Source organism: Rhodococcus sp. OK302, assembly GCF_002245895.1.
Classification (GTDB): Bacteria; Actinomycetota; Actinomycetes; order Mycobacteriales; family Mycobacteriaceae; genus Rhodococcus_F.
In genome coordinates, this window is record NZ_NPJZ01000001.1 from 3,956,999 (window position 1) to 3,970,025 (window position 13,027).

At 61.9% G+C, this 13,027-nt stretch carries 16 protein-coding genes; 11 read left to right on the forward strand and 5 right to left on the reverse strand.

Going from position 1 to position 13,027, the window contains the following annotated elements:
* Positions 1–5 precede the first annotated feature (5 nt).
* From BDB13_RS18225 to BDB13_RS18235, 3 genes are read left to right on the forward strand one after another with little or no spacing between them, the layout of a single operon-like run.
* Positions 6–380, forward strand: a complete 375-nt coding sequence (locus BDB13_RS18225; protein ID WP_094272875.1) for a DUF742 domain-containing protein — start codon at positions 6–8, stop codon at positions 378–380.
* Positions 361–948, forward strand: coding sequence for a GTP-binding protein (locus BDB13_RS18230; protein WP_094272876.1), 588 nt, complete (start codon positions 361–363; stop codon positions 946–948). Before BDB13_RS18225 ends, BDB13_RS18230 begins: the two co-directional genes overlap by 20 nt.
* A gap of 25 nt (positions 949–973) precedes the next feature.
* On the forward strand, positions 974–1,765 hold the full coding sequence (locus tag BDB13_RS18235; RefSeq protein ID WP_094272877.1) for an MHYT domain-containing protein: 792 nt from the start codon (positions 974–976) through the stop codon (positions 1,763–1,765).
* Here BDB13_RS18235 and BDB13_RS18240 read toward each other — a convergent pair.
* The 3 genes from BDB13_RS18240 to BDB13_RS18250 are packed head-to-tail and all read right to left on the reverse strand — an operon-like array spanning position 1,677 to position 4,113.
* The gene (locus BDB13_RS18240; protein ID WP_094272878.1) at positions 1,677–2,744 is read right to left on the reverse strand and encodes a MerR family transcriptional regulator; all 1,068 of its coding nucleotides are present in this window, start codon (positions 2,742–2,744) and stop codon (positions 1,677–1,679) included. The two genes, BDB13_RS18235 and BDB13_RS18240, sit on opposite strands and share 89 nt — an antisense overlap.
* A gap of 8 nt (positions 2,745–2,752) precedes the next feature.
* The gene (locus BDB13_RS18245; protein WP_176459608.1) at positions 2,753–3,418 is read right to left on the reverse strand and encodes a HEAT repeat domain-containing protein; all 666 of its coding nucleotides are present in this window, start codon (positions 3,416–3,418) and stop codon (positions 2,753–2,755) included.
* Between the two features lie 53 nt (positions 3,419–3,471).
* A complete protein-coding gene (locus BDB13_RS18250) occupies positions 3,472–4,113 on the reverse strand; it encodes a dihydrofolate reductase family protein (RefSeq protein WP_094272879.1) in 642 nt (213 codons plus the stop codon).
* A 203-nt stretch (positions 4,114–4,316) separates the two neighbouring features.
* Between BDB13_RS18250 and BDB13_RS18255 the strand changes: the two genes are divergently transcribed.
* Positions 4,317–4,883, forward strand: a complete 567-nt coding sequence (locus BDB13_RS18255) for a sugar O-acetyltransferase (RefSeq protein ID WP_094275008.1) — start codon at positions 4,317–4,319, stop codon at positions 4,881–4,883.
* 201 nt (positions 4,884–5,084) lie between these two features.
* On the opposite strand, the gene BDB13_RS18260 is transcribed toward BDB13_RS18255, so the two are convergent.
* Both BDB13_RS18260 and BDB13_RS18265 read right to left on the reverse strand, forming a co-directional pair.
* The gene (locus BDB13_RS18260; RefSeq protein ID WP_141210652.1) at positions 5,085–5,582 is read right to left on the reverse strand and encodes a hypothetical protein; all 498 of its coding nucleotides are present in this window, start codon (positions 5,580–5,582) and stop codon (positions 5,085–5,087) included.
* A gap of 120 nt (positions 5,583–5,702) precedes the next feature.
* Positions 5,703–6,209: a DinB family protein gene (locus tag BDB13_RS18265; RefSeq protein WP_094272881.1), complete on the reverse strand. Its 507-nt coding sequence runs from the start codon at positions 6,207–6,209 to the stop codon at positions 5,703–5,705.
* 405 nt (positions 6,210–6,614) lie between these two features.
* On the opposite strand from BDB13_RS18265, the gene BDB13_RS18270 reads away from it, so the two are divergent.
* The 7 genes from BDB13_RS18270 (at position 6,615) to BDB13_RS18300 (ending at position 12,967) form a co-directional block, all read left to right on the forward strand.
* Positions 6,615–6,902, forward strand: a complete 288-nt coding sequence (locus BDB13_RS18270; RefSeq protein WP_094272882.1) for a hypothetical protein — start codon at positions 6,615–6,617, stop codon at positions 6,900–6,902.
* A complete protein-coding gene (locus tag BDB13_RS18275) occupies positions 6,899–7,717 on the forward strand; it encodes a hypothetical protein (protein WP_094272883.1) in 819 nt (272 codons plus the stop codon). Before BDB13_RS18270 ends, BDB13_RS18275 begins: the two co-directional genes overlap by 4 nt.
* Before the next feature lie 24 nt (positions 7,718–7,741).
* The gene (locus BDB13_RS18280) at positions 7,742–9,673 is read left to right on the forward strand and encodes a fumarate reductase/succinate dehydrogenase flavoprotein subunit (protein WP_094272884.1); all 1,932 of its coding nucleotides are present in this window, start codon (positions 7,742–7,744) and stop codon (positions 9,671–9,673) included.
* A 1-nt stretch (position 9,674) separates the two neighbouring features.
* Positions 9,675–10,430, forward strand: coding sequence for a succinate dehydrogenase/fumarate reductase iron-sulfur subunit (locus tag BDB13_RS18285; protein WP_094272885.1), 756 nt, complete (start codon positions 9,675–9,677; stop codon positions 10,428–10,430).
* Positions 10,431–10,570: 140 nt separating this feature from the next.
* Positions 10,571–11,701, forward strand: a complete 1,131-nt coding sequence (locus tag BDB13_RS18290) for an ABC transporter permease (RefSeq protein ID WP_094272886.1) — start codon at positions 10,571–10,573, stop codon at positions 11,699–11,701.
* Positions 11,698–12,384 carry an ABC transporter ATP-binding protein gene (locus BDB13_RS18295; RefSeq protein ID WP_094272887.1) on the forward strand — a complete coding sequence of 229 codons (687 nt, stop codon included), beginning with the start codon at positions 11,698–11,700 and terminating at the stop codon, positions 12,382–12,384. Before BDB13_RS18290 ends, BDB13_RS18295 begins: the two co-directional genes overlap by 4 nt.
* 28 nt (positions 12,385–12,412) lie before the next feature.
* A complete protein-coding gene (locus tag BDB13_RS18300) occupies positions 12,413–12,967 on the forward strand; it encodes a TetR/AcrR family transcriptional regulator (RefSeq protein ID WP_094272888.1) in 555 nt (184 codons plus the stop codon).
* Positions 12,968–13,027: the final 60 nt, after the last annotated feature.

A 13,027-nucleotide genomic window follows, 5' to 3' on the forward strand; every position in this document is an offset into this window, starting at 1 on the left:
TCTCGATGCCACATCATCACCCCGAGCACACTGATCCTGAACCCAGCCTCGTTCGTTCGTATGCGCTCACCGAAGGCAGGACGAAGCCGTCCATCGATCTTCCGCTCGAAGCGATTGTCGCGACGGTTGAAGACGCGGTCACGAAACGCCTTGCACCGGAGGACATCCGTGCGTCGATCGTCGCCCTGTGTGAGCATCGAATCTCCATCGCGGAAATCGCTGCGCACCTCGCTGTTCCGATCGGCGTGGCGCGGGTTCTGGTGGCGGATCTCGTCGTCGCCGGGGCATTGGAAGTACAAGCCACTCTGCGAAGCGATGCGACCAGCGTCGAGCGCCGCGAATTGATCGAAAGGACCCTCAGTGGACTTCGGGCACTCTGACGCACCGTCTCGCGTCAAATCGACAAAAATCGTGATCGCCGGAGGATTCGGCGTCGGAAAGACGACCCTGGTGGGAACGGTTTCCGAGATCGTCCCGCTGCGGACTGAAGCCATGGTCACCGATGCCAGTGACGGTATCGATCACCTCGGCGCGACTCCGAACAAGGACACCACAACGGTGGCAATGGATTTTGGTCGTATCACGCTGGCCGACGACCTCGTCCTGTACCTGTTCGGAACACCTGGTCAGCGGCGCTTCTGGTTCATGTGGGACGACCTCATCACCGGCGCCATCGGGGCGGTCATCCTCATTGACACGCGGCGGCTCGAAGACAGTTTTGCGGCCGTCGATTTCTTCGAGGCCCGCGGACTTCCATTCATCGTGGCGGTCAACCGTTTCGATGGAGCACCGGTTCATTCTGCATACGATCTTCGCCAGGCGCTGGCGTTATCCGATCAGATTCCGCTGATCGAAATCGACGCACGCGACCGCGCATCCGCTAAACAAGCGTTGATCACAGTCACCGAATACTCGCTCGAACGCCTTGCTGCCGCAGCACTCGCTTAACACCATTGCATCGAAAGGAACCAGCATGTCGGATGAAATGCATCATTTCTCGATGGGACTCTGGCTGCTCGGACTCGCCTTCGTCGTTTCCGTCGTCGGATCGGTTGTCGGCTTGGCGTGTACACGTCAATCCACGGAGACCACCCGCGGCGCGACTCGGATGCTGTGGTTGCTGATGGGTGCGTTGTCGATCGGCGGCGTAGGAATCTGGCTGATGCACTTCATTGCAATGCTCGGATTTGCGGTGCCCGGCAGCCCCATTCGCTACAGTCTGGCGTGGACGATCGTCTCTGCCGTGATTTCCGTGACCGGTGTGTTTATCGGCCTGTTGATCATCGGCACCGAGTACCGCTTGAATAGGCTTCTCGCCGGTGGTCTCGTGGTGGGTGTCGCAGTCAGCGTGATGCACTATCTGGGTATGCGCGCCTTCCGCTTTCAAGGCGAGATTCACTACAACATGTACTTTGTCGCACTGTCGGTCTTGATCGCCGTTGTCGCCGGAACCGCCGCGTTGTGGTTCACGATGGTTCTGGAATCCACGATGCTGCGTTTCATCGGCGGTGTGATCATGGGAATCGCCGTCGTCGGAATGCATTACACGGGTATGGCTGCGGTGCGCGTGGTGCACGATCCGTCGGCGCCGGCGCCCGAAGGCATCGGGGTATTCGCGTTCCTGTTTCCTGTCTTCGTGTTCGGACTACTCGCGTTGGCCGTGCCGATCGTCGCCGTTATGACGGCTCCTGACCGGTTAACTGCCCAAATGGACGCCGATGCCGAAGATCTGGCTTTCGATGCCCTGGAATTCGCTGACCGGTAAGGATCGCTGCTGCTGTGGCCGCGACTGTCCGATCGCCGTCGTGGGACAATCGGTTCAGCGCTTCCTGGGCCGCTTTACCGGGAATTTCCGCAAGTGCCTGTGTGATTCGCAGTCGTGTGGGCACGTCATCGGTGGTGTCGAGCTTGTCCTGTAGGGCCTGTGCGATGTCGACGGTCGGAGGTGCCGCCTCCGTCAGCAAGCCCAATGCCTCGGCAGCCTCGACGTCGCGCCGTCCTTCGGTCACCATGTCGAGGAGTTCGGGGATTGGCTCGACACGTCCCCGAGCGGCGAGAGCGAGGGCAGCCTCGGCGCGGACCGTGGTGTCCGAATCATCGAGCGCACGCCTGAGGTGTTCCGTCGCCTCCGCGGTGTCGATGGCTGCTATCGCGGCAATAGCCCGCCGCCGAACGCCAACCTTCTCCGAGTCGATACCTTTGGCCAGGGCCGCGAGTCCCTGACCGGCAACCCTCGCCAACGACCACTGAAGTGCACCAGCCACATTGGCGTCGTCCTCCGACAAGAAGGCCTCGACCAGAGCATCGACAGGTAGCGACGCTTTCCCGTCCTGCGACAGGATCGCTTGTTGGCGGTAGGCCGCGGACTCCGATTCGAGCGCCCGCAGCAGAGAGACAATGCGCAGAACATCATCCCACTCCGCGGGTGAGGCCGCGTCGACGCGCTCGAGCTTCGTGAGCAATTCTTCCTCGGCTTCGATGCGCGCGCGAGTGTGCCGCATGAGGTCACCGACCAAATCGGCTGGAGCGAAATCAGGTTCGTCGAGCGCGCGCTTGGCATCGTTCAGTGAGAGACCCAGAGTCCGCAGGCTCTCGACATGGAAGAGACGCCGGATGTCGTCGGCAGAGTACTCGCGGTAGCCGCCGGACGTGCGGCCCGTCGGCATTACCAGCCCCAACGCGTCGTAATGCCGCAGCATTCTCGTACTGACGCCGCAACGCCGCGAGACCTCGCCGATCAACATCTCATCTCCTACGTGTCCGAGCCTATGACTGCGACGCGCTTCGCCATCTCGATAGAGAGGGTGAATGTGCTGTCGGGGTCGAGGTAGAGCACCTTGGTGGCTTCCGCATGGGCGCGAATGCCTGGATCGGAACTCGCCTGAGCTGCATCGAGGATTGCTAGGACGGGTTCTCCCAGTCCCACCATCGCACGGCTCAGACTCAGCTGCAGATCGTGGTCACCCCGTCCGAGTTCGGTAGCAAGATCGGCCGCGACGGTTGCCTCGTCGCCGGGCGGCACCAGCGCCACTGCCGTCCGCCACGCGGTGCGCGCGATCTCGTCATGCACGTCGTGTAGCAGTGCAGCTACGGCGGGCCACGCGTGCCGATCCCCGATCTTGGACAGGGTGTGCAGCGCCTGACTGCGAGCCTGCACGGTGCCGGACTCTAGCTCTTGGACCAGTCTGGGCACCGTGCTCTCGGCCGGCAGGCGGCACAATGCCCAGGTCAGCATGTCTCGGACGAAGAAATCCGGTTCGACGGCGCACCGATCGACGAGTGAGTCCGTGAAGTTGGGATCGGGGTCCGTGCCGGCAGAGAGTGCTGCCCGTAGCCGAGCGGACGAGTCGGCTGCGGACAGTGCGTCGACGAGGTGGGCATGCAGCCCGCCATGGTTGGTTGTGTTGATGACAACCACCTCCTTCGTCGACCATTGGAATCCTTGTCACCGTGTCAAGGTCAAGGCTGCGCTCACTTTCGCCAAAACAGATGGTGGTGTACGCCGCTGGGGCTGGGGATGACCTCGAGGTTGAACCGATCGAGCAGTTCGTCGGGTGAGTCCCAGAGTTTCAGTCCGGACCCGAACGCGATCGGTGAGACCGCCACATGCATGGTGTCGACAAGATCAGCGTCGAGGAACTCCCGGATGGTGCTCACCCCGCCGCCGAGTCGAACGTCCTTGCCTTGCGCGGCCTCTCGCGCCTGTTTCAGGATTGTTGCCGGGTCGCCGTCGACGAAGTGGAACGTGGTGTCGGTGAGCGTGAACGAAGGACGCGTGTGGTGAGTCATGACAAATACCGGAGTACGAAATGGAGGTTCGTCGCCCCACCACCCGAGCCACTCATGGTTCTCCCAGGGGCCGCGTTGGGGACCGAACTTGTTGCGGCCCATAATCTCGGCGCCGATGTTGCGGTCGTAATCTCGCGTGAAGTAGTCGTCGAGGCCTCGGCTGCCACCGGGATCGGTGCGCATCGGCCAGCTGGCCGTGGCGCCGGCCCAAGCGAACATCTCGCCATGATCGAGTCCGAACGGACTCTCGAAGCTTTGGTCGGGTCCGGCAGCGATTCCGTCGCTCGAGATGTTGAAGTTCTGGACTCGCAGTAGCTGGCTCATTTTGTTCTCCGTCAGTGTCAATGATGATGGTCCTGAGGTTGAGACTCGGTGGGGATGCAAAACTCATCGGCATCGGTCCGAATTCCGAACCCTTGCCGCCGTTGCCGAATCGAGAGGTATGCACCGGTGCCGATATCGCTCATGAGACAGTATCGGCCAATTTTCATGACACCGGCCGATGGGCGTTGTGCGATTATTGGCGCATGGGGGAAGAATTGAGTCGGCTCACGCGTGGTGAGTGGTATCTCGACGACGACGAATTGCGCGAGCAGCGTCGAGATTGCTGGCGACAGCTCGATATATTCAACGCCGCATCCGCCGACGATGACAATGCACGTTCCAAGGCGTTGGCGCGGCTTCTCGGCAAAGTAGGTAGAGGCACCGTAATTGTCCCGCGGTTTCAGTGCAGCTACGGATACAACACCCGGCTCGGAGACGATGTCTTCGTCAATGCCAACGCGTTCTTTATGGACGACGCGGTCATCAGTATCGGGAATCACAGCAGGATCGGACCGGGCGCACAGTTGATGACCGCTCTGCATCCCGTCGATGACCACCACCGCCGCCGAGAGGGATGGGAACGCGCGCACGCGATCACGATAGAAGACAACGTGTGGCTGGGCGCTGCGGTAACCGTCGGAGCTGGGGTCACTATCGGCCGTAATTCGGTCATCGGCGCTGGAAGCGTCGTTCTGCATGACATTCCTGATCACGTCGTCGCAGCGGGATCGCCGGCAAGGGTCATCCGAAACACTCCCACCGAACCATGAACCGCTGGCGTGGGATTCGGAGGTCGAAACCGCGAGACCGCGGAGGGCTCAGTGAGTTCGTTATGGCCAGGAATCGCACCCCGACGCGATCGTCAAGGTTGTGGATCTTACCGCTGCGTGGCGGTGTTCTGCTGTCGCTGCGTGACGGTGTGAGCTAGGGCGGTTTTCGGGATCGTGTAGATCGGCGTTTTCGCGCATGGGTTAGCCGGCGCGTCGGGCTAGTAGGTCAGGGTTGACCACTCGCGCGGCTTGGGCCAGCGCGATGACGAGTAGTCCGTAGATCCACACCGAGTACGCCCCGGGGCTGTGGGTGACTACGGTGACGCGGGGGTCGTCCTTGGTCCAGTAGGTACAGCGCACGCCGGCAGGGAACAGCTCGTACTCGTGGGACCAGGCGATATTGGGATGAAACCTGCTCACCAGGTTTGGGTTTGGTGGTGGGAGCTGGTCGGAGGGGAAGCCGTCCGGCACGTTCCCGTCGCGCAGGGAGCAGGTATAGCCGGGGTAGTCGTTGTAGTCGTCGATGCCGGCGAACCCGAGGAAGGCGATCGATCCACAGATCGACAGCAGCACGGAGGTTGCAGCCGCAGACCTGCGTGTGTTTCGACCAGTGGCACTGAAGGACAGCCAGGTAATTGCGCCCAGTAGCGCAAGCGCCAGCCCGGCCGGGGACAGGAGCGGAGCGAGGAATGCCTCCACGGACACCTCCCACCCAGCGTCGGTTGTTCTTTGGTGCGAGGGTAGTCATCAGTGATGGAGGCGTGGGAGTGGGGCCGCCCGCGAGGAGGATCCTTGGCTTCCGGTGCTCGTTTCTGACATTCAGGTTTCAGGAGTGTTGTGCACGACCAGCTTGTCGATCTGTTCGCGGAGGATATCGCCGTGACCTGCGTGCCTGGCGAGCTCTTGGATCATGAGAAGCAGTGTCCATCGCATGCTGACGGTTCCCTCGCGGGGAGTGTCCATGGTGTCGTCGAGGTCGAAGCGGGACACGATCTCACGTGATCGTTGGCTTGCGCGCTCGAATTCGGCGATGACGTCTGACAGTGACTCGTCGTCGGTGACGGTGAAGGTGCCCTCGTCGCGGCGCGAGTATCCATCGCATTCGGATTCACCGAGTCCCGCCCAGAACCGCTGGAACCAAATCCGTTCCGCGGCAGCGGCATGCTTGATCAAGGAGATCGGTGTCGTCAGAGATGCAACGAGCCGTCGGCGAGCGTCGGCATCGGAGAGGCCGCGTGCGGTCTCGATCAGTGTTTGGCGGTTGCGGTCGAGCATGTTCTCGATGATCGACCGTTCCGTGCCGGTGGTAATTATGTTGGTGGACATAAGTTTTCACTCGATTCTGTAGTTTGGTTGCTTAAGGGCCGTTCGCTGTTTCGGTCGGGCGGGGTTACGTAAAACGGCAATCCAAGGCAGCGAACCTTCTGGCGCCGAGAAACGGGCCGGGGGATAGGGGGAATGCGATCCGCTTGCCGTCGGGGACTGTGCGCTTGGAAGTGCCGCAAGAAGGGCCAGCGTCAACACCGCGGCCGAGGCAGTCAGGAACTTCTGCCTCCGCGCAGCGTATCGCATAGCGCAATTTCGGGACAGGAATCCTCGGCTCGAACGGCGCCGGGTATCCGAAGTGATCGCAAGTCGGCCGGGACCCAAATTCGGACAAACCTGCCATTGCGGCGCCAATGTCGTAACGTGATATGAGTCACCACTTCTACCGATTGGTTGGAGAGGTCTATGTCAACCACAGAAATGCTCGAACTCAGGCGCACCATCGACAACCTCCGGCACTGCGTCGCGTCGCTGCAGTCGTTGTACGGCGACGCACCGGCAGTACGCAGGTTGGTCAACGATGTGGAGCGGCTCGAGATCGATTACGTCGACCTCGAGGTATCGCCCCCGCACCTGACGCATCACAGACCCGTCGAGCGGATTCAAGTGCCCGACACCCCGTACGACGCGTCGATGTGGCAAGGCGCCGACGACGAGGGCGTAGGTGGCCACCCGGCAGATCACGACACATGAGTGCGCCGCCCGTCGATGCCGACGGAGTGGGCGCGCCCTCGCGTGCGCAGATTGCTGCGCGCACGCTGCGAACCGATCGGTGGTGGCAGGCTCCGCTGCTGACCGTGCTGGGCTTGTCCGTGTTCGTCGTCTACGCGACGATCCGTGCCTTCGTCCGAACTGCGTACTGGGTCGAGGATTATCACTATCTGACCCCGTTCTACTCACCATGTCTGAGTGATTCGTGCGCGCCCGGTGCCAGCGATTTCGGCACACCTATTGGCGAATTGCCGATGTGGATCCCGCTTGGATTTCTGGTACTGCCGTTCCTGCTGGGATTCCGGCTGACCTGCTACTACTACCGCAAGGCCTACTACCGGTCCGTCTGGCTTTCGCCGCCGGCATGCGCTGTCGCGGAACCGCATCGCAGGTACTCGGGTGAAACTCGACTTCCGCTGATCATCCAGAACTCGCATCGGTACTTCTTCTATGCCGCACTTCTTGTGTCGATGATCAATACCTACGACGCGATTCGCGCATTTCGCGGCGCCGACGGTGGTTTCGGGATCGGGCTCGGCACACTGATCCTTGTGGTCAATGTCTGCTTGCTGTGGGCATATACGGTCTCGTGCCATTCATGTCGGCACGTCACGGGTGGGCGGCTCACCCACTTCTCGAAACACCCGGTCCGCTACTGGCTGTGGACGCAGGTGAGCAAGCTCAACACCCGACACATGCAACTGGCCTGGACCACGCTCGGCACGCTGATGATCACCGATTTCTACATCATGCTCGTGGCCAGCGGAACGGTGAACGACCTGCGTTTGTTCAATTGACCGCCGAACCCGGAGGGGGAGTACATGACCGAAGTCGAACGGCACAACTACGACGTCGTAGTGATCGGGGCGGGGGGAGCCGGGCTACGCGCGGTGATCGAGGCCAGAGAGCAAGGACTCTCCGTTGCCGTGGTCTGCAAGTCGCTGTTCGGCAAGGCCCACACCGTCATGGCCGAGGGCGGGTGCGCTGCCGCGATGGGCAACGCCAATGAGAAGGACACGTGGCAGACGCACTTCCAGGACACCATGCGCGGCGGCAAGTTCCTCAACAACTGGCGGATGGCGGAACTGCATGCGCGCGAAGCCCCGGATCGGGTGTGGGAACTGGAAACCTATGGCGCCCTGTTTGATCGGACTCCCGACGGCCGGATCAGTCAACGCAACTTCGGTGGTCACACGTATCCGCGGCTCGCCCATGTCGGTGACCGCACCGGACTCGAGATCATTCGGACGATGCAGCAGAAGATCGTCTCGCTGCAGCAGGAAGATTTCGCGGAGACCGGCGACTACGAGGCCCGCATCAAGATTTTTGCCGAATGCACCATCTCGGAACTGACGAAGGACGGCGACCGCATTTCCGGGGCCTTCGGATACTGGCGCGAGAGCGGACGCTGCGTGCTGTTCGAGGCCCCGGCCGTGGTGATGGCGACCGGCGGAATCGGCAAGTCGTTCAAGGTCACGTCCAATTCCTGGGAGTACACCGGAGACGGTCACGCATTGGCCCTGCGCGCAGGTGCCAACTTGATCAACATGGAATTTGTCCAGTTCCACCCGACGGGCATGGTGTGGCCGCCGAGTGTCAAAGGCATCCTCGTGACGGAGGGCGTGCGCGGCGACGGTGGGGTGCTCAAGAACTCCGAGGGTGACCGCTTCATGTTCTCGTATATCCCACCGGTGTTCAAAGGCCAGTACGCGGAGACGGTAGAAGAAGCCGACCGCTGGTACGACGACCAGGAGAACAACCGCCGCACCCCCGATCTATTGCCCCGAGACGAGGTGGCGCGCGCCATCAACACCGAGGTCAAGGAGGGGCGCGAAACCCCGCACGGCGGGGTGTATCTCGACATCGCGTCCCGGATGCCGGCCGAGGAAATCAAGCGTCGCCTGCCGTCGATGTACCACCAGTTCAAGGAACTCGCGGACGTCGACATCACCAAGGAACAGATGGAAGTGGGCCCCACCTGCCATTACGTGATGGGTGGTATCGAGGTGGACCCTGACTCCGGGTCTTCGAACGTGCCGGGATTGTTCGCGGCCGGCGAGTGCTCCGGCGGAATGCACGGCTCCAACCGTCTGGGCGGAAATTCACTGTCCGACCTGCTGGTGTTCGGCCGCCGCGCCGGCCTCGGCGCTGCAACGTATGTGAAATCGCTGCCCGCACGCCCGGTGGTGGCTCCGGCCGACATCGATGCCGCGGCGCGAATGCTGCTCTCGCCGTTCGAGACTCAAGGAAGTCATGCTGCACTCGAGAATCCGTACACCCTGCATACCGAACTGCAGCAGACGATGAACGACTTGGTGGGCATTATTCGCACCGCCGCGGAAGTCGAGCGTGCGCTACGCACACTCGACGAGATCAAGGTCCGGATCGGTGCCGTGGTGGTGGAGGGACATCGGCAGTTCAATCCGGGATGGCACCTGGCGGTGGATCTGCGAAACATGGTGCTGGTCAGCGAATGTGTGGCGAAGGCCGCGTTACTGCGGACCGAAAGCCGGGGCGGGCACACCCGGGACGATCACCCGGCGATGCAGGCCCAGTGGCGCAACACCCTGTTGGTGTGCGCCACAGTGGGGGATATGGCCGCGCATCCGGACGCCGCCGTGCCGGAGGTGCTGGTCACCGCCGAGCCTCAATCATCGATGCGACCAGACCTTTTGGCGCTCTTCGAGATCGACGAACTGGCCAAGTACTACACCGATGCCGAACTCGCCGACCATCCGGGAAGGAAAACCTGACATGAGCTACGACGCGAAATTTCGGGTGTGGCGCGGCGATGCCGGCGGAGGTGAGCTCCAGGACTATTCGATACCGGTGAACGAGGGCGAAGTAGTGCTCGACATCATCCACCGCCTGCAGGCCACCCAGACCCCGGACCTGGCAGTGCGGTGGAACTGCAAGGCCGGCAAATGCGGATCGTGCTCGGCGGAAGTCAACGGTCGGCCACGCTTGATGTGCATGACGAGGATGTCGACCTTCGACGAGGACGAGGTGGTGACGGTGACACCGATGCGGGCGTTCCCGGTCATCCGCGATCTGGTCACCGACGTCTCCTTCAATTACCGCAAGGCGCGTGAGATTCCGTCGTTCACACCGCCGTCCGGGTTGGCTCCGGGTGAATATCGGATGCAGCAGATCGACGTCGCACGCTCGCAGGAGTTTCGTAAGTGCATCGAGTGCTTTCTGTGTCAGAACACCTGTCACGTCGTGCGCGATCACGAGGACAATAAGGAAGCATTCTCCGGTCCGCGTTTTTTCATCCGCGTCGCCGAACTCGAGATGCATCCTCTCGATACGGCGGACCGCCGGGATGCTGCCCAGGACCAGTTCGGTCTCGGCCTGTGCAACATCACCAAATGCTGCACTGAAGTGTGCCCGGAAGGCATCAAGATCACCGACAACGCGATCATTCCGATGAAGGAACGGGTCGTGGATCGGCGCTACGACCCGGTGGTTTGGTTGGGCAACAAGCTTTTTCGTCGTGGGGGTGACTGACTCCGTCGGGACGGCACCCATCTACTACTAAATGTAGTAATGCGGATCACATCACATGTCGACATGTTGTCGATATGATGCCAACATGGCGTCGACAAAAGTTGACGTGATCCGTACCGATGACATGGGGGCCTCCCGGCATGTTCCTCACTCTGCGTGAACTGTGGTTTGCGCGTAACAGATTTCTCTTGATGGGCGCCGTTGTCGCCCTGATCTCGATCTTGATGGTGATCCTGTCGGGGCTCTCGTCAGGCCTGGTCAACGACGGTGTCTCGGCCCTACAGCGGACGCCGATCCAGGCATTCGCCTTCGCGCCGGGCACCAAGGCGGACTCGGCATTCTCACGCTCGGTCGTCACCGAGGACCAGGCACAGGCGTGGCGCGCGCAGCCCGACGTCCAAGCGGCCGAACTCTTCGGAAACATGATCGTCAATGCCAAGACCGACGGCGGTACTCCCGTCGACCTCACGCTCTTCGGTATCGAACCGGGATCCTTCCTCGAACCAGCCCCCGCCGAGGGAACATCGCTGCACGGCGCCACCGACATCATCGTCAGCCCCACCCTTCGCGACGAGGGTGTCGCACTCGGTGACACAGTCATCCTCGATCGACTCGGCACAGAACTGAAAGTTGTCGGATTCACCGAGGACAAGCGCACTTTCGGGCACGTCGGCGTCGCCTACCTGCCGCTGCGGACCTGGCAGGAAGTTCACGCCGGTGCCAAACTTGGTGAAACCCCGAGCGCCAGCGCGTATACCGAAGCCAGCGTCGTCGCGATTCGAGGCATAGACGACGTGCCGCCGAACCTTGCTGAGGGTGATGTGGCGGCAGGGACATCCTCGAAGTTGCTCGAGGACTCGTTCGACTCGTCTCCAGGCTTTTCCGCCGAGACGATGACGATGACGATGATCAAGGCGTTCCTGTACGCGATCTCCGCGCTTGTCGTCGGAGCATTCTTCGGCATCTGGACCGTTCAGCGTGGCCGTGAACTCGCGGTAATGCGGGCAATGGGAGCCTCCACCGGATTCCTGCTGCGCGACGGACTGATGCAGGCAGTCGCAGTGCTCCTCGGTTCCATCACCGTCGGTGTGTTGTTGGGCGTCGGGCTCGGATCGGGACTCGAGGGCAGCGGAATGCCGTTCGCGCTCGAATCCGGCCCCATCGTCAACGGCGCTTTGCTGCTTGCCGTGCTGGGCCTGATCGGCGCGGCGATTGCCATAGTCCGCGTCACCCGCATCAACCCGCTCACGGCACTGGGAGAGAACCGATGACCACCATCGAAAAGACCACCACCGGGCTCGCACTCAGTGCTGTCAGCCTCCGATTCGGCGACGGTGATTCCACCGTGCTCGGGCTTGACGACGTGAATTTGGAGGTACCCCGCGGAGAGCTCGTCGCGATCGTCGGACCGTCCGGCGCCGGAAAGTCGAGCCTGCTCGCCGTCGCCGGTGCCCTCGGACGTCCGTCGAGTGGATCGGTGTTCATCGACGGCCTCGACATCACATCCATGCCCAATCGCGCGTTGGCAAAAGTTCGCCGCGACAAGATCGGCTTCGTGTTTCAGTCCGGAAACCTCATTCCCGCACTGACGGCGCGCGATCAGCTCCGGCTTGTCCCGAAGATCACGCGTCGGCCGGGCCGCGACGTCGACGAACTCCTCGACTCGGTCGGCATGAGCCACCGTGCCGACCGACGGCCCGGGCAGCTCTCCGGCGGCGAACGCCAACGTGTCGGTATCGCTCGAGCCTTGATGAGTAGTCCGTCGCTACTGCTTGTCGACGAGCCGACAGCGGCCCTCGACCGTAAACGCAGCCATGAGGTCGTCGAACTGCTGGCGCGCGAAACTCATGAAGCGGGCGTCGCTACGATCATGGTGACCCACGACCACAACGTGCTGGTGCATTGTGACCGCATCCTCGAAATGGTTGACGGCCAACTGCATCCGCTCGAGTAAGCCCAGCATGAGGAGTAGAGGAGGTTCGGTGCCGAAAATCGATGCCGCCACCGTCGTAGAGCATCGAGCTGCTCAGCGCCGTGCGCTCCTCGATGCCGCCCACGCTCTCCTGTCCGAGACCCCGGATCAGCCGCCGGGGCTCGGCGAGGTGGCAGCGAAGGCGGGGCTCGCCAGATCCAGCGTTTACCACTACTTCCGGTCACGCGACGATCTGCTCAGCGCCGTCGTCGAGGATATGTTCCCGCGCTGGAACGGCAAGATCGTCGAAGCAATGGCGGGCGCCGACGACCCGGTGTGGGCGTACGTCGACGCGAATCTGCAACTCGTGGCTGAAGGTGAGCATGCGATCGTGGGGGCGCTGGCGACGTTGACGCCGCAGACATTTCGCGATTCACGGATCATGGAAATGCATGACAGTCTGGTGCTTCCCCTGGTAGATGCGCTCCGCGCTCAGGGCGTACCTGACCCGGATTTGACGGCCAAGCTGATCAACGCGCTCATGCATATGGGCACCGAGTTGATCGAGTCAGGTCAGAGCGTCGAGCACGTTCGATCCGCGGTCCGCGAAGTTCTGGGGCGTTAATATCAGCGCCTAGTTCAGGCGAGACCGAGTGTCCGGTCGACCGCTCGGAGATCGACAGGA

What these genes read in the sequence shown, in the direction of transcription:
- BDB13_RS18225 (WP_094272875.1), top strand. Translation starts at nt 6, where the DNA reads ATGCCACATCATCACCCCGAGCACACTGATCCTGAACCCAGCCTCGTT.
- BDB13_RS18235 (WP_094272877.1), top strand. Translation starts at nt 974, where the DNA reads ATGTCGGATGAAATGCATCATTTCTCGATGGGACTCTGGCTGCTCGGA.
- BDB13_RS18240 (WP_094272878.1), bottom strand. Translation starts at nt 2,744, where the DNA reads ATGTTGATCGGCGAGGTCTCGCGGCGTTGCGGCGTCAGTACGAGAATG.
- BDB13_RS18250 (WP_094272879.1), bottom strand. Translation starts at nt 4,113, where the DNA reads ATGAGCCAGCTACTGCGAGTCCAGAACTTCAACATCTCGAGCGACGGA.
- BDB13_RS18255 (WP_094275008.1), top strand. Translation starts at nt 4,317, where the DNA reads ATGGGGGAAGAATTGAGTCGGCTCACGCGTGGTGAGTGGTATCTCGAC.
- BDB13_RS18265 (WP_094272881.1), bottom strand. Translation starts at nt 6,209, where the DNA reads ATGTCCACCAACATAATTACCACCGGCACGGAACGGTCGATCATCGAG.
- BDB13_RS18270 (WP_094272882.1), top strand. Translation starts at nt 6,615, where the DNA reads ATGTCAACCACAGAAATGCTCGAACTCAGGCGCACCATCGACAACCTC.
- BDB13_RS18275 (WP_094272883.1), top strand. Translation starts at nt 6,899, where the DNA reads ATGAGTGCGCCGCCCGTCGATGCCGACGGAGTGGGCGCGCCCTCGCGT.
- BDB13_RS18280 (WP_094272884.1), top strand. Translation starts at nt 7,742, where the DNA reads ATGACCGAAGTCGAACGGCACAACTACGACGTCGTAGTGATCGGGGCG.
- BDB13_RS18285 (WP_094272885.1), top strand. Translation starts at nt 9,675, where the DNA reads ATGAGCTACGACGCGAAATTTCGGGTGTGGCGCGGCGATGCCGGCGGA.
- BDB13_RS18290 (WP_094272886.1), top strand. Translation starts at nt 10,571, where the DNA reads ATGTTCCTCACTCTGCGTGAACTGTGGTTTGCGCGTAACAGATTTCTC.
- BDB13_RS18295 (WP_094272887.1), top strand. Translation starts at nt 11,698, where the DNA reads ATGACCACCATCGAAAAGACCACCACCGGGCTCGCACTCAGTGCTGTC.